21 protein-coding genes are annotated in these 20,659 nt (G+C 59.0%); 15 read left to right on the top strand and 6 right to left on the bottom strand.

Going from position 1 to position 20,659, the window contains the following annotated elements; translation table 11 throughout:
• Positions 1-327 precede the first annotated feature (327 nt).
• From BQ4888_RS08305 to BQ4888_RS08320, 4 genes are all read left to right on the top strand, one after another.
• Positions 328-603: a type II toxin-antitoxin system Phd/YefM family antitoxin gene (locus tag BQ4888_RS08305; RefSeq protein WP_092056318.1), complete on the top strand. Its 276-nt coding sequence runs from the start codon at positions 328-330 to the stop codon at positions 601-603.
• Positions 600-926, top strand: coding sequence for a type II toxin-antitoxin system RelE/ParE family toxin (locus BQ4888_RS08310; protein ID WP_092056320.1), 327 nt, complete (start codon positions 600-602; stop codon positions 924-926). The genes BQ4888_RS08305 and BQ4888_RS08310 overlap by 4 nt, the downstream gene beginning before the upstream one ends.
• A 432-nt stretch (positions 927-1,358) precedes the next feature.
• Entirely contained in the window at positions 1,359-1,592 is a 234-nt protein-coding gene (locus BQ4888_RS08315) for a FitA-like ribbon-helix-helix domain-containing protein (RefSeq protein ID WP_092056322.1), read from the top strand.
• A complete protein-coding gene (locus BQ4888_RS08320; protein WP_092056324.1) occupies positions 1,589-2,011 on the top strand; it encodes a type II toxin-antitoxin system VapC family toxin in 423 nt (140 codons plus the stop codon). The genes BQ4888_RS08315 and BQ4888_RS08320 overlap by 4 nt, the downstream gene beginning before the upstream one ends.
• 269 nt (positions 2,012-2,280) lie before the next feature.
• On the opposite strand, the gene BQ4888_RS08325 is transcribed toward BQ4888_RS08320, so the two are convergent.
• Both BQ4888_RS08325 and BQ4888_RS08330 read right to left on the bottom strand, forming a co-directional pair.
• Positions 2,281-2,733, bottom strand: a complete 453-nt coding sequence (locus BQ4888_RS08325; protein ID WP_092056326.1) for a type II toxin-antitoxin system VapC family toxin — start codon at positions 2,731-2,733, stop codon at positions 2,281-2,283.
• On the bottom strand, positions 2,721-2,951 hold the full coding sequence (locus BQ4888_RS08330; protein WP_170232797.1) for an AbrB/MazE/SpoVT family DNA-binding domain-containing protein: 231 nt from the start codon (positions 2,949-2,951) through the stop codon (positions 2,721-2,723). The genes BQ4888_RS08325 and BQ4888_RS08330 overlap by 13 nt, the downstream gene beginning before the upstream one ends.
• Before the next feature lie 375 nt (positions 2,952-3,326).
• Between BQ4888_RS08330 and asnB the strand changes: the two genes are divergently transcribed.
• Both asnB and BQ4888_RS08340 read left to right on the top strand, forming a co-directional pair.
• Positions 3,327-5,210: an asparagine synthase (glutamine-hydrolyzing) gene (gene asnB, locus BQ4888_RS08335; protein ID WP_092056330.1), complete on the top strand. Its 1,884-nt coding sequence runs from the start codon at positions 3,327-3,329 to the stop codon at positions 5,208-5,210.
• A gap of 246 nt (positions 5,211-5,456) precedes the next feature.
• A complete protein-coding gene (locus BQ4888_RS08340) occupies positions 5,457-6,815 on the top strand; it encodes a phenylacetate--CoA ligase family protein (RefSeq protein WP_092056332.1) in 1,359 nt (452 codons plus the stop codon).
• A 22-nt stretch (positions 6,816-6,837) separates the two neighbouring features.
• Here BQ4888_RS08340 and BQ4888_RS08345 read toward each other — a convergent pair whose 3' ends face one another.
• Positions 6,838-7,185 carry a nucleotidyltransferase domain-containing protein gene (locus BQ4888_RS08345; protein ID WP_170232798.1) on the bottom strand — a complete coding sequence of 116 codons (348 nt, stop codon included), beginning with the start codon at positions 7,183-7,185 and terminating at the stop codon, positions 6,838-6,840.
• Positions 7,172-7,561, bottom strand: coding sequence for a HEPN domain-containing protein (locus BQ4888_RS08350; RefSeq protein WP_092056334.1), 390 nt, complete (start codon positions 7,559-7,561; stop codon positions 7,172-7,174). Before BQ4888_RS08350 ends, BQ4888_RS08345 begins: the two co-directional genes overlap by 14 nt.
• A 98-nt stretch (positions 7,562-7,659) precedes the next feature.
• Between BQ4888_RS08350 and BQ4888_RS08355 the strand changes: the two genes are divergently transcribed.
• Positions 7,660-8,919, top strand: a complete 1,260-nt coding sequence (locus BQ4888_RS08355) for a TIGR03790 family protein (protein WP_092056336.1) — start codon at positions 7,660-7,662, stop codon at positions 8,917-8,919.
• 3 nt (positions 8,920-8,922) lie between these two features.
• Here the strand turns inward: BQ4888_RS08355 and BQ4888_RS08360 are convergent, their stop codons facing one another.
• Positions 8,923-9,192, bottom strand: a complete 270-nt coding sequence (locus BQ4888_RS08360) for a type II toxin-antitoxin system RelE family toxin (protein WP_092056338.1) — start codon at positions 9,190-9,192, stop codon at positions 8,923-8,925.
• Complete coding sequence (locus BQ4888_RS08365; RefSeq protein WP_092056340.1) at positions 9,170-9,391, bottom strand: ribbon-helix-helix protein, CopG family; 222 nt, start codon at positions 9,389-9,391, stop codon at positions 9,170-9,172. Before BQ4888_RS08365 ends, BQ4888_RS08360 begins: the two co-directional genes overlap by 23 nt.
• Before the next feature lie 246 nt (positions 9,392-9,637).
• On the opposite strand from BQ4888_RS08365, the gene wecB reads away from it, so the two are divergent.
• The 8 genes from wecB (at position 9,638) to prsR (ending at position 20,625) form a co-directional block, all read left to right on the top strand.
• A complete protein-coding gene (gene wecB / locus BQ4888_RS08370) occupies positions 9,638-10,744 on the top strand; it encodes a non-hydrolyzing UDP-N-acetylglucosamine 2-epimerase (RefSeq protein WP_092056342.1) in 1,107 nt (368 codons plus the stop codon).
• A gap of 246 nt (positions 10,745-10,990) precedes the next feature.
• The gene (locus tag BQ4888_RS08375; protein WP_092056343.1) at positions 10,991-12,406 is read left to right on the top strand and encodes a mannose-1-phosphate guanylyltransferase/mannose-6-phosphate isomerase; all 1,416 of its coding nucleotides are present in this window, start codon (positions 10,991-10,993) and stop codon (positions 12,404-12,406) included.
• A 12-nt stretch (positions 12,407-12,418) separates the two neighbouring features.
• Complete coding sequence (locus BQ4888_RS08380) at positions 12,419-13,771, top strand: phosphohexomutase domain-containing protein (protein ID WP_092056345.1); 1,353 nt, start codon at positions 12,419-12,421, stop codon at positions 13,769-13,771.
• Positions 13,772-14,051: 280 nt separating this feature from the next.
• Complete coding sequence (locus tag BQ4888_RS08385; RefSeq protein ID WP_092056346.1) at positions 14,052-15,455, top strand: RNA-binding domain-containing protein; 1,404 nt, start codon at positions 14,052-14,054, stop codon at positions 15,453-15,455.
• A gap of 64 nt (positions 15,456-15,519) precedes the next feature.
• The gene (xrtA, locus tag BQ4888_RS08390) at positions 15,520-16,359 is read left to right on the top strand and encodes an exosortase A (RefSeq protein WP_092056348.1); all 840 of its coding nucleotides are present in this window, start codon (positions 15,520-15,522) and stop codon (positions 16,357-16,359) included.
• Positions 16,356-16,985: an exosortase C-terminal domain/associated protein EpsI gene (locus tag BQ4888_RS08395; protein WP_092056350.1), complete on the top strand. Its 630-nt coding sequence runs from the start codon at positions 16,356-16,358 to the stop codon at positions 16,983-16,985. The genes xrtA and BQ4888_RS08395 overlap by 4 nt, the downstream gene beginning before the upstream one ends.
• Positions 16,986-17,030: 45 nt before the next feature.
• A complete protein-coding gene (gene prsK / locus BQ4888_RS08400; RefSeq protein WP_092056352.1) occupies positions 17,031-19,085 on the top strand; it encodes an XrtA/PEP-CTERM system histidine kinase PrsK in 2,055 nt (684 codons plus the stop codon).
• Between the two features lie 172 nt (positions 19,086-19,257).
• Positions 19,258-20,625: a PEP-CTERM-box response regulator transcription factor gene (gene prsR / locus BQ4888_RS08405; RefSeq protein WP_092056354.1), complete on the top strand. Its 1,368-nt coding sequence runs from the start codon at positions 19,258-19,260 to the stop codon at positions 20,623-20,625.
• Positions 20,626-20,659: the final 34 nt, after the last annotated feature.

The raw sequence follows: 20,659 nt of genomic DNA on the forward strand, positions 1-20,659 counted from the left end.
TGGTTTTGGACAGGATCAAGGCGGATAACTGCGGATAGAACCGGATAAGTCTTTGGGGTTGGACTTTTAACATCAGATCTTATCCGCCCTGATCCCGTCAAAAAAAGATTTTCAAGATTTTGTCCGTGATTTCAATGCCTTCCGTGGACAGAAAAAAGATTCTAATGCCTTTACGTCCGTACCGTTGTCGCCGCCCTCGATTTTCTCTTCACCGGATTTTCTCTTCACCGGGATTTGAAGGGGTGAGGGGCGATGTCCGTTCCGCAATCATTTCTCCGCTTCTGTTTTGGCGCTGAATTAGGTACGCTAAAAAGACTGGAGGTGCCCATGCATATTACCAACGACATCAAGCCCGTAACCTATCTGAAAGCAAAGACCGCCGAGCTGCTCAAACAGGTCAATGAAACCCAGCGGCCGGTGATCATCACTCAAAACGGGGAAGCCCGGGCGGTCTTGCAGGATGCTCGCAGTTACGAGGAGATGCGCAACGTCATCGGTCTGCTGAAACTTGTTTCCCAGGGGGAAGCGGACGTGCGGGAGGGGAAACATACCGCCCATGACGACCTCTTCGAGCGACTGGAAAAGGAACTGCAACGCCGATGATCCCGAGTTTTCGGGTGGTCTGGACCCATACGGCGGAACGGGATCTGGTCGGCGTCATCGACTATATCGCCCTGGACAGTCCGGGCAATGCATTGCACATCCTCAAAAAGATCCGCCGGCAAGTCGATGCCCTCAAGGATCATCCCGAGCGCGGCCGAATCGTTCCGGAGCTGCAAGCGCAGGGCATCGGTCAGTATCGCGAACTGATTGTCGACCCCTGGCGGATCGTTTTTCGCATCACGGAGGGGAGCGTCTATATCCTGGCGCTGCTCGATGCCCGCCGGAATGTTGAAGATTTTCTGCTGCAACGGTTGGTTCGGTAGTCGATTTTAAGGCTTTTTTGACAGGATAAAGGCGGATAACTGCGGATAGAACCGGATAAGTCTTTTAGGGTTTGGGTTTTAACATCAGACCTTATCCGCTCTTATCCCGTCAAAAAAAGATTTTAAAGGCCTTTGTCCACGGAAAACACGGAAGACACGGAAGAAAACCGAAAGGTCAACGGCTGGGTTCTGGACAGGATCAAGGCGGATAACTGCGGATAAAGGCAGGATTAATCCAGGGTTTGGACTTTTAACATCAGATTTTATCCGCCCTTATCCCGTCAAAAAGCTTTTCAAGATTTTGTCCGTGATTTCCGTGCCTTCCGTGGACAGATTAAGATTTTCCCCGGTTTTGTTCGCAGCTGAAAAACCCTCACGTAATTATCTTTAACGGCTGCGTGCTATCATATTGCTATCATGTTGGAGGTCGTCATGCCTAACATTCTGGTTCGCAATCTTCCCGACGAAGTCGTGGAGGAACTCAAACAACGGGCCCGGCGACACAATCGCCCCTTGCAGCAGGAAGTCAGCGATATTCTCATCAGCAGCGCCCGTCTGGGGCGAGATGTCGCCCACCGTGCCGCAGCCATTCGGGAGCGTTTGCTGGCCAGGGGCGGGAATTTTTCCGATAGCGTCGACTTGTTGCGGGAAGACCGTGGTCGATGATCCGGGTAGTCGATGCCAGTGTGCTGATCAAGGCCTATATCCCCGAAGCCGGTTCAGAGCAGGCGGGGACGTGGGTCGCCCGGGTGGAGGAGGGGGCCGTGGAGTTGCTGGCGCCGGATCTGATCTATCCGGAGACGGGCAACATCCTGTGGAAGAAGGTGCGCCGGGGCGAGTTGACCGAAGCCGAAGCTCGGGAGATTGGCGCGGCCATTGGGTCTTTGCCGCTGCGCATCGAAGCAGGGCGGACTCTCCTGCCGTTGGCCCTGGATATTGCCCTGGCGTGTGGAGTCACGGTTTATGATGCCCTGTACGTGGCGTTGGCCGGTGTTTACGATACCCGTATGTTGACGGCGGACGGCAAACTGGTCGCCCTGCTGGAAAACACCCCCCTGGCGGGGCAGGCGGAACTGCTGGCGTGACGTAGACCTGAGCCCGGCCAAAGTCGATTGCATCTTTTGGTCCACGGAAAACACGGAAAACACGGAAGAAAACCGAAAGGTCAACGGCTTGGTTTTGGACAGGATAAAGGCGGATAACTGCGGATAGAACCGGATAAATCTTTGGGTTTTGGATTTTAAAATCCGATTTTATCCGCTCTTATCCCGTCAAAAAAGCTTTCAAGATTTTGTCCGTGATTTCCGTGCTTTCCGTGGACAGATCAGGTTTGTCGAATTTGCTCGTGGGGTGGTTATCGGTCAGCGAAGAGCAGAATTTCGCAATCGTTGCCGGCGGCTTTTTTCAGCTCTTTGTCGTTGGTGATGAAACCCCGTGCGCCGGCATGTCGGGCCGTGGCGAGATGAATGGCATCGGGGGTGCGCAGTTGGTGCGTGGCGCGCAGTTGCGCGGCGGCGGCGGCGATCTCCGACGATAGCGGGATCACCCTCAGGTTGGGATAATGGCTGAGAATGTGCGTGACGTTTTCGGCCAGTTGCGGCTGCCCGGCGCGATAGGCCGGAACCAGGAGTTCGGCGAAGACCAGCGAGGAAATGACCGCTGAAATATCGCCGCCTTCGATCTTTTCGAAGAGGGTTCTGGCGGCGGCATAATAGGTGGGATGGCGTTCGAGGTAGTAGATAAGGGTGACGGTGTCGAGGGCGTAGAGCCCGCCATGGCGTTCTTGGCCGGAAATCAGGCGCTCCATTGATCCCGCGCCTCCTCCAGTTCTTTTTCGTAGTCCCGCCAGAGGCTTGAACCACAGGCGCCGAGGGCATCCGCCGTCGATTCGGGCGCTTTGCGGATCAGAATGACATTGTTTTCCTCGGTGATTTCAAGAGTATCGCCGGGCTCGATGTGCAACCGCTTGCGAATGGCGGCGGGCAGAACGATCTGGGCTTTGCTGCTGAGTTTCGCCATGGGCATGATGGGCCTCCTCACCGAGCAACAGGGTTGTGACAAAAGCATAATGCCTTACCTGAAGGTAAAGCGCGGGAGGCCGACTGTCAAGGTGGAATTCCCCCAAAGGCTTTTTGTCCACGGAAGGCACGGAAAACACGGAAGAAAACCGAAAGTCAAAGGCTTGGTTTTGGACAGGATAGAGGCGGATAACTGCGGATAGAACCGGAGAAGTCTTTGGGTTTTGGATTTTAACATCCGATTTTATCCGCCCTAATCCCGTCAAAAAAGATTTTAAAGATTTTGTCCGTGATTTCCGTGGATAGATTCAGGTTTTGTCGGTTAGGTCCGCGTTTTTCGTGGATGACATATTTTATGCAGGGATGGAAGGATTCTGACTGAATGTGTGGTATCTGCGGGATCTATAACCTCACGGGCGCCCCGGTCGAGCGTGAACGGCTCGGGCGCATGAACGATACCCTGATCCATCGCGGCCCGGACGGCGCGGGACTCTTCGTCGACGGCGCCGTGGGGCTCGGGCACCGGCGGCTGGCGATCATCGACCTGCACACCGGCGAACAGCCGATGGCCACCGACGATGGCCGCTTGCAGGTGGTTTTCAACGGCGAAATCTACAATTTCCGCGAATTGAAACAGGAACTGGAAGCCCACGGCCACCGCTTTCGTACCCACAGTGACACCGAGGTTATCCTCCACGGCTATCGCCAGTGGGGGGAGGCGGTCGTCGATCGGCTGCGGGGGATGTTCGCCATCGCTCTCTGGGATGCGCCGAACCGCACTCTGCTGCTGGTGCGCGACCGGCTCGGTAAAAAGCCTCTTTACTACCATTTCGACGGTTCCCGCATGGTCTTCGGCTCGGAAATGAAGGCGCTGCTCACTGACGAGACCCTCCCCCGCACCCTTGACCCGGCGGCGGTCGACGCCTATTGCAGTTTTGGCTACGTCCCTTCCCCTATGAGTATTTTCAAGGAGATCCGCAAGCTGCCGCCGGCCCACCTGGCGGTGGTCTCCTCCGGAGGCCTGAGCTTGCGTCGTTACTGGGATCTGGACATGAACCGTGAGCCGGAGGAAGTGCCGGAAGCGCGAGCGTTGGCGGAGCTGCGCGAGGTATTCGACGAGGCGGTGCGGCTGCGGATGATCAGCGATGTGCCGCTGGGAGCCTTTCTCAGCGGCGGGGTCGATTCGAGCGCGGTGGTGGCGTCCATGTCTTTGCAGGGGGGGGCGCCGGTGCGCACGGCGGCCATCGGTTTCGCCGAGAAGCGCTTCAACGAGTTGGAATACGCCGAGGTGGTGGCCAGGCGTTACGGCGCCGAACATCATGAATTCGTGGTGCGTCCCGAGGCGCTGGAGATCATCGACCGATTGGTCTGGCATTTCGACGAACCCTTCGCCGATAGCTCGGCGGTGCCGACCTGGTATGTGTCGCAGATGGCCCGACAACGGGTGACGGTGGCCCTCTCCGGCGATGGCGGCGACGAGACCTTCGCCGGCTACACCCGGCGTTACGCCATGACCCGCTTCGAGGACGGTCTGCGCCGGAAAATTCCGGCATCGTTGCGTACCGGGCTGCTCGGGCCGCTGGCCCGGATCTATCCCCGCGCCGACTTTCTCCCCCGGCCGTTGCGCCTGAAGGGCTTTCTCACCAACCTGTCGTTGCCGCTGGAGCAGGCCTATTTTCGGGACATGTCCTTCTACTGCAAGCCGGAGGCTAAGGCCCTGCTCTACACCCCCGAGTTTACCGCCCAGGTCGGCGCAAGCCGGGCCGAGGCCGTGCTTGGCGCCCATTTCGCCCGCAACCGCAATCCCGATCCGGTGAGCCGGGCGCAATACGTGGATATCCATAGCTATCTGCCCGAGGATATCTTGGTCAAGGTCGACCGCATGAGCATGGCCCATTCGTTGGAAGTGCGGGCGCCGATCCTCGACCATAAGGTGCTGGAATTCGCCGCCCGCCTGCCGTCCACGCAAAAGCTGCGGGGGGAACAATCCAAATACATTTTCAAGAAGATGAACGAGGATCGCTTGCCGGCGGATATTCTCTATCGCAAGAAGCAGGGCTTCAGCGTGCCGCTGGACGAGTGGCTGCGCGGCGAACTCAGGGAGCTGGCCCACGACAGCCTGTTTAATGGCGGGTTGGACGGGCTCTTCAATGGCACCCATGTCCGCCGACTCTGGGACGCCCACCAGTCCGGCCGTGAGCACAACGGCACGCCCCTGTGGGGGCTGCTGATGTTCTCCCGCTGGCGGCGGCGGTTCGGCGGGTAAAGGCGATGATCTGTCCACGGAAGGCACGGAAGACACGGACAAAATCTTGAAGAGCATTTTTGACGGGATAAAGGCGGATAAAATCTGATGTTTAAAACCCAAGCCCCAAAGATTTATCCTGCCCTTATCCGCAGTTATCCGCCTTTATCCTGTCAAAACCCAAGCCTTTGACCTTTCGGTTTATTCCGTGCCTTCCGTGTTTTCCGTGGACCAGAAAGTTTTTTTGTTTATTTCTTGGAGGTGCTCATGAATCCGTATCTGGTGCGCAAGATCGTTTATCCCCTGCATGAGAAGCTCATGGGCCGCCGGACCTTCGAGTATCTCGCTGAACTGGAGCGCTTGCAGTGGGCGTCGCCCGCCGAACTGGAGGAGTTGCGTTTCCGCAAGCTGCGCGAACTGCTGCTGCACGTCCGGCAAAACATTCCCTTCTACGCCGAGCGTTTCGCCCAGGCGGGTTTCGACCCGACGAAGATGCAGGCGCTCGACGATCTCGAGAAGTTGCCATTTCTGACCAAAGCCGAGATCAAGCAGAATCTTGAACGCATGACTTGGAAGGAATGCCCCGGCGGCCTGCACCGCTACAACACCGGTGGCTCGTCGGGAGAACCGCTGATTTTCTATTTCGACAAGCGCCGCCAGGCTTACGACAAGGCGGCGCGAATGCTGACCCACGACTGGTGGGGAGCGGAGGTCGGCGACAAGGAACTTTACCTGTGGGGTTCGCCGGTGGAGGCGACCCGCCAGGACCGGATGAAGGAGCTGCGCGATGTGCTGACCAACGAACGGCTGCTCAGCGCCTTCGAACTGTCCGAGGCGAAGTTCCCCGAGATCGTCGCCGCTTTTGCCGAATTCAAGCCGAAAAGCCTCTTCGGTTATCCGAGCACCATCGAACTCTTCGGCCGGATGGCGGAAAAACGCGGCGAGAATCTGACCCGGCTGGGGGTGCAGGTGGTCTTCGCCACCGCCGAACTGCTCTACGACCATCAGCGCCAGGCGATCAGCCGCCAATTCGGCGGCATCCCGGTGGCCGACGGTTACGGTAGCCGCGAAGGGGGGTTCGTTTCCCACGAGTGCCGCATGGGCCGACATCACATCATCGATCCCAACTATGTCGTCGAATTCATCCGTGACGACCAAGCCGTCGCACCGGGCGAGGACGGCGAAATCGTCCTGACCCATCTCGATGCCTGGGGCATGCCGCTGATCCGTTACAAGACCGGCGACGTGGCCCAACCCGGCGAAGGGGCCTGCGCCTGCGGCCGGAGTTTTGCGACCATGCAGGGCATTCGCGGCCGCACCACCGATTTCGTGGTCACGCCCGACGGTCGCTGGCAGCACGCCCTGTCGGTGATTTATATCGTCCGCGACGTGGCGGGGGTCGACGAATTCAAGATCGTGCAGCACGAGCTGGAAGACGTGCAGGTGCTGGTGAAAACCATTCCGAATCTCTATCCGACCGACGGCGACGCGCGGATCGTGGCGGGCATTAAGAAACGTATGGGCGACAGCGTGCGAGTGCGGGTCGAGAAGGTCGACAGCATTCCCCGGGAAGGCTCGGGCAAACACCGCTATGTGGTTTCAAAGGTGGCGCAAAAGGGGTTGTGAAAAGGGGAGAGGGGCTAAGGTTTCAGAGAATCCGCACATTCCGGCGCTGGAATGCCTTCCAGAAGGCTGTGGGGTCGGCCTGCATCCCTGCGAATTCCTCGGGAGTGTAGATCAGCAGGTCGATGGGAACCCCCAGATCCTGAAGGTCGGCGAAGGCGCGGGGGCGTTCGATGAAGGGTTCTTCGCTTGGCATGACCGCGAGCAGGTCGAGATCCGACCAGGGCGTGCAGGTGCCGTCGGCGAAGGAGCCGAAGATGTAGGCTTCATGAACGCCCTTTGCGGCAAGTTTTTGTCGCAGAAAGTTGCGGATTTCATCGGGTGGGAAATCGAGGATGCTGACTGGCGGTCGGCTACGGTCAAGGATTTTCATCGGGGAGCCGTTCGCGGAGAATCTTGAAAATTTCCGTGGCCGCCTCAATAGCCCGTTGCGCTTGCTCGGTAGTGATGATTTCGAAGGGCGCGCCGGCGGGGAAGGCATCGGGATAGCGGGCGGAGATGTAGAAAAGGTCGAGTTCCCGGGCGTGTTTTTCGAGAATACCGTTTTCGCCCAGCGATTTGATGATCTGATACAAGGAGTGGGTACGAACGATGTCGAAGCCCTTGAAGAAGCAGTAGGCCTTGAGCGCTTTTTCACTGGCCTGTTGGGCGATGAAACAGGTTTGGGCAAAGAATCCACCCTGAAAAGAGTGTTCCGCCCATTCCAGATCGTTTTCCGCCTGTCGTAGCCAGTCGAGATGCCGATTCATGGTCCTTGATTCCTCGGTTAAGGGTTGTCTCACTCTAGTTGGCGTGTTTGCCCCTGTCAAGGGGCGCGGGGCGTCTTAATCCTTTCCCGGGAGTTTTGATGATTATCCTCAGACCTTTTCTCCTTATATTCTTCTTTCTCTTTTCGCCGGCGTTTTCCCTGGCCCTGGAGCCGGAGGAGATAGCGGTGGTGGCTAACCGCTTTGTCGAGGGGAGCGTCGATCTGGCCCGCTACTACATGGAGAAGCGGGGCATCCCCGAGGAGAACCTGATCCGCATCCGCACGACGGATAAGGAATTCTGCTCGCGGGAGATATACGAAGAGGAAATCGCCGCGCCGGTACGGGAATTCCTGAGCAAACGCCGTGACGGCGCAACGATTCGCGCCCTGGTGACGATGCAGGGAGTGCCGCTGCGGGTCAACCCGCCGACGCCGAGCCGGGAAGGGCAGGCCCGGCTCAAGGAGCTGAAGGGGGAAAAGGCCGATCGGTGGAAGCGGCTGAAGCAGGCCGAAAAAGAGAAGAGCACCGAACTCGCCGCGCTCAATGTCGCCTTTGCCGCGTTGGAGAAACAGATGGGGGTGCTGGAACAGAAAGCGGCGCGGGCGGCGGTTGACTCGGAACTGGCGCTGGTAATGGCGGAAGATTATCCCCTGGACGGCTGGGTGCTCAATCCCTTTTTTCTCGGCGTCAAGAACCAAAAAGGGCCGGTGTCCAAGGATGAGGTGCTGTTCGTTTCGCGGTTGGATGGCCCGACGGAGGCGATCGTCAAGCGCATCATCGACGACAGCCTGGCGACGGAAGCGGAGGGGCTGAAAGGGACGGCCTACTTCGATGCCCGCTGGAAACGGCCGGAGAAGAACCCGGACAGCGGCTACGCCTTCTACGACAACTCCATCCACCGGGCGGCGGCGCGGGTGACTGCGGCTCAGCGTCTGCCGGTGGTCGTGGACGACAAGCAGACCCTCTTCCAACCGGGCCAGGCTCCCGGCGCGGCCCTTTACTGCGGCTGGTACAGCCTCTCCCGTTACGTCGATGCCTTCGACTGGCAACGGGGGGCGGTCGGCTACCACATCGCCAGCGGCGAATGCGGCACCCTGCGCTCCGGTTCGAGTCAGGCCTGGTGCAAACGCATGCTCGAAGACGGAGTCGCGGCGACCCTGGGCCCGGTGGGGGAACCCTACGTGCAGGCCTTCCCGCCGCCGGAAATCTTCTTTGCCCTGCTCCTCGACGGCTCGTATACCCTGGTTGAAACCTATTTCCTGAGCTTGCCTTCGCTTAGTTGGCAGATGGTGCTGGTCGGCGATCCCCTGTATCGGCCCTTTTTGAAGCCGGGATCGCGGTTTTTGAGAAATCCATGAAGATTACTGGGGTGGGGTCCCCCGGTAGGCTTCTTTGCGTTGCGCGACCCGCAGAACCAGAACGACGATCTCGGTTTCATTGATTTCGTAAATGATCCGGTAGTCCCCCACCCGTATACGACGCAATCCGGAGAAGTCGCCCTTGAGCAATTTGCCCACGTGGGGGTTTTCCGCCAACTGGTCGATGGCTGAAATCAGCCGTTCACGGACCGGCTTGGCCAGGCGTTGAAGCTCCTTGGTCGCGGTTTTTTTAATCTTCAGCGAGTAGGGCACGTCGTGCCTCCTGCCAGTCGATGGTTTCATCGGCCGGGTCGCGCAAGCGTTCGACCGCCAGGGCAATGTCGTTGAAATCTTCAAGATAGGTTTCGATGGCCTGGCGGATGATGTCGGCTCGCGTTCGGTTCAAGGTGTTCGCCGCGCGGTCGAGGGCATTGACGGTATCTTCGGGAATGCGCGCCGTGATTTGCGTCATGGGATTTCCTTTCCGGATGTCGTTGACTTCTGTTGACATTATACTGGGCCGGCCAGCTGTCGGCAACGTTCTTTTCGAGGTTGGCGTCGCAAAAACTCGCCAACCATTACGGTGCTTTCTTCGTCTTGTCTTTTTTGCGAAGGCATCTTCGGTGGATGCAGCGTCTTTCATGGACAAAAAGCTCTCCTGCCTTTAAACTCCGTGCTATCGACGAAAACCGACTGATATTCCTGCAAGGAGGATCCTGTGAAAGTTATCAACGTGGTCGGCGCCCGGCCCAACTTCATGAAAATGGCCCCGATCATCGAGGCCATGAACCGATATCCCGACAAAATCCGGCATCTGCTGGTGCATACCGGGCAGCATTACGACGAAAAAATGAGCCAATCCTTTTTCGTCGATCTCGGCATGCCCAAGCCGGATATCAACCTGGAGGTCGGCAGTGGCTCCCACGCCGAGCAGACGGCGCGGATCATGGTCGAGTTCGAAAAGGTCTGTCTGCAAGAGAAGCCCGATCTGGTTATCGTCGTCGGTGACGTCAATTCGACCATGGCTTGCACCATCACCGCCAAGAAGCTGGGGATTCAGGTCGCCCACGTCGAGGCCGGGCTGCGCTCGCGGGACATGACCATGCCCGAGGAGATCAACCGCCTCTGCACCGACGTCCTTTGCGACTATCTCTTCACCACCGACCATTTCGCCGACGAGAACCTGGCCGCCGAGGGGGTGCCCGCCGATAAGATCTTCTTTGTCGGCAACGTGATGATCGACACCCTGCTCAAGCACCGGGCGCTGGCGTCGACCCTCGATCTGAGCCGCAAGCTGGGCCTGGTCCCCAAAGGCTACGCGACCTTGACCATGCACCGCCCCGGCAACGTCGACGATAAGCGGATTTTGACCGGCATCCTCGAAGCCCTGGCGGAAATTGCGAAGGAGCTGCCCATCGTCTTCCCCATCCATCCCCGCACGAAAAAGATGGCCGAACAGTTCGGGCTCGGGCATTTTTTCAACAGCGGCGAGAAGGTGGAAGGCATCTGGATCACCGAGCCCCTGGGCTATCTCGAGTTCCTCCACCTCAATATGAATGCCCGTCTGGTGCTCACCGACAGCGGCGGACTGCAGGAGGAGACCACTGTCCTTGGCGTCCCCTGCATCACTATGCGCCCCAATACCGAACGCCCCATCACCTGCGAGGTCGGCTCGAACATCATGGTCGGCAACGACAAGACCAGGATTCTGGAAGAGGCGCGCAAGATTCTGAGCGGCGAAATCCCTCAGGGGCGCAGCCCGGAGAAGTGGGACGGCCACGCGGCGGAGCGGATTGTCGAGGTGCTGGTGGAGAAGTTGGGCTAAGAACAAAACCTTTGATTCTGTCCACGGAAAACACGGAAAACACGGAAGAAAAGATTTAAGACCTGATTTTAGACAGGATAAAGGCGGATAACTGCGGATAAGGGCAGGATAAACCTTGGAGTTTTTGTTTTAATATCCGATTTTATCCGCTCTTATCCCGTCAGAAGATTTTCAAGATTTTGTCCGTGCTTTCCGTGTCTTCCGTGGACAAAAAGATTTTTCGATTTTTTACAGGAGTTGTCATCAATGATCGTGCCGGTGATTTTGTCCGGGGGGGCGGGGACGCGGTTGTGGCCGTTGTCCCGGGAGCTTTATCCGAAGCAGTTGCTCCCCCTGGTTGGGGAGCGGACGATGTTGCAGGAAACCCTCTGCCGGTTGGAAGGGACGCCCGACCTGGCGGCGCCGCTGGTGGTTTGCAACGAGAGTCACCGTTTCATGGTCGCCGAGCAGTTGCGGGCCATCGGCCAGGTTCCCACTGCCATCATCCTTGAACCGGTTGGACGCAATACCGCCCCGGCGGTGGCGGTGGCGGCGATCCGCGCCCTGGCTGAGGGGGGCGATCCCCTGCTGCTGGTGCTGCCGGCGGATCACGTCATCCGCGACGCCGAAGCGCTGCGCCGGGCCGTGGCACTGGCGGCGGCGGAAGCGGAGCGGGGGAAGCTGATGACCTTCGGCATCGTGCCAACCGGCCCAGAGACGGGCTACGGCTACATCCGCCGGGGCGTGCCGCTGGATGGCGGCTCTTCGGCCTACGCCGTCGCCGCCTTTGTCGAAAAACCGGCGCTGGAGACGGCCCGGGCTTACGTCGAGTCCGGGGAGTATTACTGGAACAGCGGCATGTTCCTCTTCCGCGCGTCCGACTATCTGCGCCAGCTCGAAAGGTTCGAACCGGCGATGGTCGCCTGTTGCCGGGAGGCGGTGGAGCGGGCGGCGGTCGATCTCGATTTCCTGCGTCTCGACGCCGAGGCCTTCGCCGCCTGCCCGGGAAACTCCGTCGATTACGCGCTGATGGAGAAGACCGCCGACGCGGCGGTGGTGCCCCTCGACGCCGGCTGGAGCGACGTCGGTTCCTGGTCGGCGTTGTGGGAGGTGGGGGCGCGGGATGCCGACGGCAACGTCAGCCACGGCGACGTGCTCGTTCACGCCAGCCGCGATTGCTATCTCTATGCCGGTAGCCGGATGCTGGCGACGGTCGGGATCGACAATCTGGTGGTGGTGGAGACCGCCGACGCGGTGCTGGTGGCGGCGAAGGACCGGGTGCAGGAGGTCAAGGAGATTGTCGCTCGACTCAAGGAGCAGAAGCGCGGCGAAGCGCTGCTTCACCGACGGGTGAATCGCCCCTGGGGGAGCTACGAATGCATCGGCGAAGCGCCCCGCTATCAGGTGAAAAGGATCGTCGTCGCCCCCGGCGCAGCCCTTTCGCTGCAACGCCATCATCATCGCGCCGAGCACTGGGTGGTGGTCAGGGGAACGGCGCGCATCACCTGCGGTGAAAAAACCTTCCTGCTCACCGAGAACCAGTCGACCTACATCCCCCTCGGCGAGACCCATCGCCTGGAGAATCCCGGCAAGATTCCCCTGGAACTCATCGAGGTCCAGTCGGGGAGTTATCTGGGGGAAGACGACATCGAACGCTTCGAGGATACCTACGGACGAGCCTGAGGAGAGAGTTAAGTGCAACTGAACTGCTTCAAAGCCTACGACATCCGGGGGCGCATTCCCGATGAACTCAACGACGAGGTGGCCTACCGTATCGGCCGGGCTTATGCCCAGTTTCTACAGCCCGGCAAGGTGATCGTCGGCCGCGACGTGCGCCTTTCCAGCGCCGGGCTCTGCGCGGCCCTGGCCCGGGGGCTCACCGCGGGCGGCGCCGATGTGATCGACATCGGTCTCTGCGGCACCGAGGAGGTCTATTTCGCCACCTTCTACAGCCGCGCCGACGGCGGCATCATGGTCACCGCCAGCCATAATCCCATGGATTACAACGGCATGAAGCTGGTGCGCGAAGGCAGCCGGCCGATCAGCGGCGACAGCGGCCTGCACGAGATTCGCCGTCTGGCGGAGAAGGGAGATTTTCTTCCGGCGGAAAGAACCGGTACGATCGAAACCACGGATATGAAGGTCCCCTATATCCGCCACCTGCTCGGCTATATCGACGCCACCCGGCTGCGCCCCCTCAAGATCGTGGTCAATGCCGGCAACGGCTGTGCCGGGCCGGTGCTCGACTTTCTCGAGCGGCAGTTGCCCTTCGAGGTTTTCAAGATCTGCCACGAACCGGACGGCACCTTTCCCAACGGCATCCCCAACCCGCTCTTGCCGGAGAACCGCGACATCACCAGCCAGGCGGTACTGGAGCACGGCGCGGCGTTGGGCATCGCCTGGGACGGCGATTTCGACCGCTGCTTTCTGTTCGACGAGCAGGGCCGATTTATCGAGGGCTATTACATCGTCGGCTTGCTTGCCGAGGCGTTTCTCGCCCGCGAACCGGGGGCGAAAATCATCCACGATCCGCGCCTGACCTGGAACACCATCGACATGGTGCATGCGGCCGGCGGGGTGCCGGTGATGAGCAAAACCGGTCACGCTTTCATCAAAGAACGGATGCGCCTCGAAGATGCCGCTTACGGCGGCGAAATGAGCGCCCATCACTACTTCCGCGACTTCGCCTACTGCGACAGCGGCATGATCCCCTGGTTGCTGGTGCTCGAACTGATGTGCCGCAAGCGCAAGCTGCTCTCCGAACTGGTCGGCGAACGGATGGCCAAGTTCCCCGCCAGCGGCGAGATCAACCGGGTGCTGGATGATCCGCAAGGCGCCCTGGCTCGGGTCGAGGCGGCCTATGCGCCCCTGGGGCCTGCCATCGACCGCACTGACGGCCTGAGCATGGAATTCGCCGACTGGCGCTTCAATCTGCGCTCCTCCAACACCGAACCGGTGCTGCGCCTCAACGTGGAATCCCGGGGGGACGCGGCGCTGATGGAAGCGAAAACCGCTGAACTGTTGGCGCTGCTGGATGCTCAAGGGTGAAAAACAAAAACATGTCCACGGAAAGCACGGAAAACACGGAAGAAAACCGAAAGGTCAAAAGCTTGGTTTTTGACAGGATAAAGGCGGATAACTGCGGATAAAACCGGATAAGTCTTTTAGGGTTTGGGTTTTACCATCAGATTTTATCCGCCCTTATCCCGTCTAAAAAGCCTTTCAAGATTTTGTCCGTGCTTTCCGTGTTTTCCGTGGACCAAAAATTATCGCCTTTTTGCCTGAATCGCTTCACCGGGGCATGGACGATCTTGTCGGGAAACGTTAAATGACCACAAGGCTTCTCATTCATGAGCTGCTCGCTTTGGGCGAATCCCAGACGCTCGAATTCAAGTCATCCTTTGATAAGGAGACGATCGAGACCTTGGTGGCTTTTGCCAATGCCCAGGGGGGGACGGTTTTGGTCGGCGTTACGGACGGCGGGGCCGTGCGGGGAGTCACGCTGGGCAAGGAAACCCTGAACGACTGGCTGGGGCAGATTCGGGCCGCGACCAGTCCCGTACTCATCCCGGATATTGACGCGTATCGCCTGGAGAGGAAGGTGATTGTCGCTATCCGCGTGGGTGAATATCCGATCAAGCCGATCAATACCCGGGGGCGGTATTTCAAGCGAGTGGCCAGTTCCAACCACCAACTCAGCTTGAGTGAGATCAACGATCTCTATATGCAGTCGCTGCAACTCTCCTGGGATGCTTATGTTGCCCCTCGGCATTCCCTGGACGATCTAGAGGTGACGAAGATCGAAACATTTATCGATAAGGTCAACGCCGGAGGTCGATTTTTTCTGGATCCCTCTCCGTTATTGTCACTACAAAAATTGAAGTATGTGGCCAACGATGCTCCGACTTGGGCCGCGCTGCTCCTTTTTGCCCGCCAGCCGTTGCGGCACCATATTCACATTGGGCGGTTCAAAACACCGGTGACGATTATCGATGACCGACAGATTACCGATACCCTTTTCGAGGCGGTTGAGCAGGCGATGAAGTTCGTTGTCTCCCACATTGGGGTCGCCTTTGAGTTTGACGGTAGCCTGCAGCGGAAAGAACGGTTTTTCTATCCCTTACCCGCCTTGCGCGAAGCCTTGCTCAACGCCGTTGTTCACCGTGATTATGCCAGCTCTTCGGATATCCAGATCAAGATTTTCGATGATCGGATAACCTTGTTCAATCCGGGAAAATTGTATGGAGGATTGACCATCGCAGAGTTGCAGACCGATCACTATCCCTCTCACCTGCGCAATAAATTGCTCGCTGAAGCCTTTTATCTGACTAAAAATATTGAAAAATATGGTAGTGGTCTGATCCGGATACGCAAGGAACTTGAAGCTTATCCGGAGGTACGGTTCCGTCTGGAAGAGGTCGGGGGTGGCGTGTTGGCGACGTTTTCTCGAATGAGGGAGTATGACGATGGAATTGATACCGGGAGGGTAAATGAGGGAGTAAATGAGGGAGTAAATGAGGGAGTAAATGAGGGAGTAAATGAGGGAGTAAGTGAGGGGCCGGACTTCCTGTTCGCGTGTATCATGCAATACCCCGGATTGCGGATCCCCGATTACTCCAAGCACCTCAACATCCCAGGTAAGACCTTGGAGCGTTGGATAAAGCAACTGCGCGACGAAAAACGAGTCATTTTTAAGGGATCCCCCAAAAAGGGAGGGTATTTTGTCCTTTGACGGGCAAGGTTTTTTGGGTGCCAGGGATGGACGGATTAGGTTGCTCTTTTTAGGGGGAGGATAGATGATATTTCAGGATAGTTTGCGGGAAAACCGCTGGTATCTGCTGGCGCTGCTGCCGCTGTTGGTGTTGGCTTACTGGACGGTGGTGCCGGGGATGGTTTCCGATTGGAATAACGATCCCAATTATTCCCACGGCTTTCTGGTGCCGCTGATCGCCGGGTATTTCGCCTGGCAGAAATGGCCGGAATTGAAGGAACTGCCGGTAAGTCCGAGCAACCTCGGTCTTCTGGTGGTGGCCGGCAGTTTGCTGCTGCTGATTTTCGGTTTCGCCGGTACCGAGTATTTTACCATGCGCTCGTCGTTGGTCTTTCTGCTGGCTGGCATCATCCTCTTCTGGTTCGGCTGGGCGGTCTTCAAGGGACTGTTGCTCCCCGTCGGCTTTCTCCTCTTCATGGTGCCGCTGCCCTATATCGTTTACGACGCCATGGCCTTCCCCCTCAAACTGATGGTGGCCAAATTTTCCGTGGCGGCTCTCAAACTTATGGGGATCGCCGTGCTGCGCGAGGGGAACATCATCATGTTTCCCCAGACCGTGCTCGAGGTGGCCGATGCCTGTAGCGGGCTGCGCTCCCTCATGTCGCTTTTGGCCCTGGCCGTGGCCTATGCGGTCTTCTCCCAGAAATCCAACCTGATGCGGGTGATCATGGTGCTCTCAGCCGTGCCCATCGCCATCGCCACCAACATGTTTCGGGTCATCGTCACCGGCGTGTTGGCCCAGTACTACGGGGCGGCGGCAGCCGAGGGCTTTTTTCATGAATTCGCCGGCCTGGCGGTTTTCGCCCTGGCCATGGTTCTGCTCTTTTTGCTGGGCGCGCTTCTGCGCAAGGTGGGGCCTGCATGAATAAAATGCGTTTTTTCGTCGTTTATCTCTTGTTGATCATGGCTGCACTTTTCGTCGCCTTTCATGAAGACGTGGAAGTGCCGGTGGCGCGCCCCCTCGATGAAATCCCCCTGCGCCTCGACGGCTGGACGAAGACCGAGGAGACCCGCTTCAGCGAGGCGGTGCTCGAACAGCTGCGCCCCACCGATTACCTCTATCGGGTCTATGCCGATGACGCCCGGCGTTCCGTCGCCCTCTACCTCGGCTATCACGGCGGCGGGCCGGAGAGCGGACCGATTCATTCACCCAAGCATTGTCTCCCCGGTAGCGGCTGGCAGAATGTTTCCGAACAGAGTAAGACTCTGACCATCGGTGACGACGAAGTCCGTCTGGTGGAGGCGGTCTACCAGAACGGCGGGCAGCGGGAGCTCTTTTTGTACTGGTTCCAGGTCAAGGGGGCGACACTGACCAACGAATATGCCCTGAAGCTGGCGGAAATCACCAATTCGATTCTGCACAACCGCCGGGATTCCACCTTCGTGCGCATTTCCGTCCCCTATCGAGAAGGGGATCTCGGCGCCCTGGAGGTCGGCGAACGTTTTGTGCGGGACTTCTATCCCCATATCAAGGCGGTTTTGCCGCAGTAGGGGGCCTCTGTCTGTTGAACCCTTGAAATCCGATTTTCTTATCCCATGCAGATGATTTTTCCCATCCTTGCGATTTTACTGGCCGTCGGCTACGGTGCCTATCTGCTCGTCCATCGGCCGCGCCGTCTTTCCTCCTTCGTTCTGGCGGCGGGTCTGCTGGCCTGCGTGGTTCTCGAGTTCTGCGACCTGCGGGCGTTGCTCGATCCGACCGCCCTGGCGTTCTGGAAGCGGGGCGCCCTCCTCGCCGAATCCTGCCTGCCCGGGCTTTGGCTCCTCTTCGCCCTGGTCTTTTCCCGGTCGGGGGGGTGGCGCGAGATGTCCTGGCTGTCGCGTCTGCTATTGCTCGCGACTCTGGCCTTCCCCTTGGCCGCTTTGCTGCTGCCGCCCACGACGATCTTCTACTCCCCCGACTTCGCTGACGAAAAGATGCTCTTTCTCGGCTCGGCCGGGTATTTCTTCTATGTAGCGCTCATGGCCTTTCTGGTCGTGGCCCTGGCGCAGCTGGAGCGCACCCTGGTGGCTCTGCCCCGTCCCGACCGCTGGCGCATCAAGTTCGAGGTCATGGGCGCCAGTGTGCTGCTGGCCGTTCTGGTCGTCTATTACAGCCAGGCGCTCCTTTATCGCTCGCTCGATATGAACCTGCTACCGGTGCGCTCCTTCAGTCTCGCCCTGGGGGTCGGGCTGATGGCCTTCAGCCGTCTGCGCCGGGGGGAGGCGGTGCGCATCCGCGTTTCGCGGGAAATCGCCTATCGCTCGGTGGTGGTGCTGGCGGTCGGCTTCTACCTGATTCTGCTCGGGATCTTCGGCGCTGGCATGCGCTATCTGCATGTTTCGGGCAATCGCCCTTTCTTCGTCGGCCTCGCGGTTCTGGCCGGCTTCGCCCTGGTCATGCTCCTGCTGTCCGAGCGCATCCGCCGGCGCATCCAGGTACTGTTGCATAAGAATTTCTATCAACAGAAATACGATTACCGGAACGAGTGGTTGCAATTCACCAGCAAGCTTGCCGGTGCCCACAGCCGCGAGGAGTTGGAAAAAGGGGTGCTGGAATTCTACGCCGAAACCTTTTCCTTGCGCGGCGCGGCCCTCTTTCTTCGCGACCGAGAGGGTGGATGCTTCCGTTGTTCCGCCTGCTTCGAAAATGAGGCTGAACAGCTGTGTTTCGAGGAAGGGCATCCTATCTTGACCCGCATGGGCGGGCAGGATTGGGTGATCGGCCTGGATGAGGAGGATGATTCCCTGCTCGTCGGCGATTGGGCGCGGTTGCGCGCCATGGGCGCATCCTTTCTCGTGCCGCTGCGGTTCGAAAACACGCTGGAAGGATTCATCGTGCTCGGCCGGCGGATTTACCAGCAGGAGCGGCTGACCTACGAAGATTTCGACCTGATGAAGATCCTCGCTCACCAGACTATCGGGGTACTGCTCAGCCGCAAACTTTACGCCGACCTGGCGGCGGCAAACGAAATGGCCGCCATCGGCCGGGTCTCCACTTTCGTCATCCACGACCTGAAAAACCTCGTCTCGGGGCTGGCCCTGGTGGTGGACAACGCTCGGGATTACATCGATGATCCCGAATTTCGTGGCGATATGTTTGAAACCCTGGAACATACCGTGGATAATATGAAGACCCTGATTGCCCGGTTGCAGAACGTCAAACATCGCCCCCTGCTCGACCGCGCCCCCTGCGATCTGCTGGCGGTGGCCAAAGAGGGGGCTGCTCTGGCCGGTGCCGCCGACGTGGAGATCGTCGGGACGCCGGCGTTGGTTCTGGGGGATGCGGCAGAGTTGTGCAAGGTGGTGGTCAACCTGCTGCACAATGCCCGCGAGGCCGCTGCCGGACTTCCCCCCCGGGTCGAGGTGGGCTGCGCGGGGCAGGCTTTTTTGCGGGTGGTCGATCAGGGCTGCGGCATGAGCGAAGAGTTTATCCGCACGCGGCTTTTCCGGCCCTTTGAAACGACCAAGAAAAAGGGGATGGGCATCGGCCTCTACCAGTGCCGCCAGGTCATCGAGGGGCACGGTGGCCGGATCGAGGTGCGCAGCACACCGGGAGAGGGGTCGGTATTTACCGTCTGGCTGCCGACGGAGGAGGAAACGGTAGGCTGATGAAAAACGCCCATCTGCGGCGTTGCCCTCATCCTCGTCGCTGCGACGTACCTTACAGGTACGCCTCACTCCTCGAATTTCGGGCGCCTTGCCCCTGGGCATTTTTGCTCAGCCTTGTAGAATGAGAGTGCTTAAGATTGATGTTTCGGGGAAGTTTCAATCAGGAGGACGGGTGGAAAAACTGCTGATCGTGGACGACAGCGCGGAGATTCGCAAACAGCTCAAGTGGGGGCTGGCAAAGCATTTCGAGGTGTTGCTCGCCGAGGATGTCAACGAGGCCCTGCATCTGTTCGAGGCGCATCAACCCAAGGTCATGACCCTCGATCTCGGCCTTCCCCCCGACGCCGACGGCGCGACCGAGGGGTTGCGCTGCCTGGAGTTGGTGTTGGGACGCCATCCCGAAACCAAGGTCATCGTCCTTTCCGGCAACGAGGACCGCGCCAATGCGCTGACGGCGGTGCGCGTCGGCGCCTATGACTTTTACCGCAAGCCCATCGACCTGGCCGAGTTGAAGATCATCCTCGACCGCGCCTTCCACCTGGCCGCCCTGGAAGCGGAGAATCGCCGGTTGCAGACCGCCTCCCTGCAGCGCCAGGGCGGGATGCACGGCATCTTCGGCCAATGTCCGGAGATGGAAGAGATCTTCACCACCATCCGCAAGATCGCTTCAGCGGATATTCCGGTGCTGGTGCTGGGGGAGAACGGTACCGGCAAGGAACTGGTGGCGCGGGCCATTCATGTCCAGAGCCTGCGCAAAAACGGGCCTTTCATCCCCATCAACTGCGGCGCCATCCCCGAAAATCTGCTGGAGGCGGAACTCTTCGGCCATGAAAAAGGGGCCTTTACCGGCGCCGCGAATCGGGTGCAGGGGAAGGTGGAGTTTGCCCACGGCGGCACCCTCTTTCTCGATGAGATCGGCGAGCTGCCCCTGCCCCTGCAAGTGAAGCTGCTGCGCTTCCTCCAGGAAAAGACCATCCAGCGGGTCGGCGGACGGGAGGACATCGAAATCAACACCCGCATCGTCGCCGCCACCAACGTCGATATCGAAAAAGCCATCCGCGAAGGGCGTTTCCGCGAGGATCTTTACTACCGCATCGGCGTGATCTCCCTCCGCCTCCCCCCTTTGCGTGACCGGGGGGACGACATCCGCCTTCTGGCGAATCTCTTCCTGAGCCGTTACGTCAACGACTTCGGCAAAAAGATCAAGGGGTTCAGCCCCGCCGCGGAAAACGGCCTGCGTGCCTATGCCTGGCCGGGGAATGTCCGGGAGTTGGAAAACAAGATCAAACGGGCAATTCTCATGGCCGACTCCCCGCTGTTGTCCCCGGACGATCTCGGCTTCGGCGGCAATGGCCGGTTCCACGATTCGGGAGATGCCCCGTTGACTCTCAAGGAAGCCCGGGAGCGGCTGGAACGGGACATGCTGGCTTCGACCCTGAAGCGTCATGGCGGCAATGTCGCCAAGGCTTCGGATGAACTCGGCATCAGCCGTCCAACCTTCTACGACCTGATGAAGAAACACGACATCCAGAATGACTGACGGCTGATTTCTCTGCCCCCTCCTCGGTTACCCG

This window comes from Desulfuromonas acetexigens, assembly GCF_900111775.1.
GTDB lineage: Bacteria > Desulfobacterota > Desulfuromonadia > Desulfuromonadales > Trichloromonadaceae > Trichloromonas > Trichloromonas acetexigens.

Coding starts and splice junctions, on each gene's coding strand:
- BQ4888_RS08375 (WP_092056343.1), top strand. CDS start 10,991: ATGATCGTGCCGGTGATTTTGTCCGGGGGGGCGGGGACGCGGTTGTGG.
- BQ4888_RS08340 (WP_092056332.1), top strand. CDS start 5,457: ATGAATCCGTATCTGGTGCGCAAGATCGTTTATCCCCTGCATGAGAAG.
- BQ4888_RS08310 (WP_092056320.1), top strand. CDS start 600: ATGATCCCGAGTTTTCGGGTGGTCTGGACCCATACGGCGGAACGGGAT.
- BQ4888_RS08385 (WP_092056346.1), top strand. CDS start 14,052: ATGACCACAAGGCTTCTCATTCATGAGCTGCTCGCTTTGGGCGAATCC.
- BQ4888_RS08305 (WP_092056318.1), top strand. CDS start 328: ATGCATATTACCAACGACATCAAGCCCGTAACCTATCTGAAAGCAAAG.
- BQ4888_RS08365 (WP_092056340.1), bottom strand. CDS start 9,391: ATGACGCAAATCACGGCGCGCATTCCCGAAGATACCGTCAATGCCCTC.
- BQ4888_RS08320 (WP_092056324.1), top strand. CDS start 1,589: ATGATCCGGGTAGTCGATGCCAGTGTGCTGATCAAGGCCTATATCCCC.
- xrtA (WP_092056348.1), top strand. CDS start 15,520: ATGATATTTCAGGATAGTTTGCGGGAAAACCGCTGGTATCTGCTGGCG.
- BQ4888_RS08355 (WP_092056336.1), top strand. CDS start 7,660: ATGATTATCCTCAGACCTTTTCTCCTTATATTCTTCTTTCTCTTTTCG.
- BQ4888_RS08345 (WP_170232798.1), bottom strand. CDS start 7,185: ATGAAAATCCTTGACCGTAGCCGACCGCCAGTCAGCATCCTCGATTTC.
- BQ4888_RS08330 (WP_170232797.1), bottom strand. CDS start 2,951: ATGCCCATGGCGAAACTCAGCAGCAAAGCCCAGATCGTTCTGCCCGCC.
- asnB (WP_092056330.1), top strand. CDS start 3,327: ATGTGTGGTATCTGCGGGATCTATAACCTCACGGGCGCCCCGGTCGAG.
- prsK (WP_092056352.1), top strand. CDS start 17,031: ATGCAGATGATTTTTCCCATCCTTGCGATTTTACTGGCCGTCGGCTAC.
- BQ4888_RS08350 (WP_092056334.1), bottom strand. CDS start 7,561: ATGAATCGGCATCTCGACTGGCTACGACAGGCGGAAAACGATCTGGAA.
- BQ4888_RS08395 (WP_092056350.1), top strand. CDS start 16,356: ATGAATAAAATGCGTTTTTTCGTCGTTTATCTCTTGTTGATCATGGCT.
- BQ4888_RS08325 (WP_092056326.1), bottom strand. CDS start 2,733: ATGGAGCGCCTGATTTCCGGCCAAGAACGCCATGGCGGGCTCTACGCC.
- BQ4888_RS08315 (WP_092056322.1), top strand. CDS start 1,359: ATGCCTAACATTCTGGTTCGCAATCTTCCCGACGAAGTCGTGGAGGAA.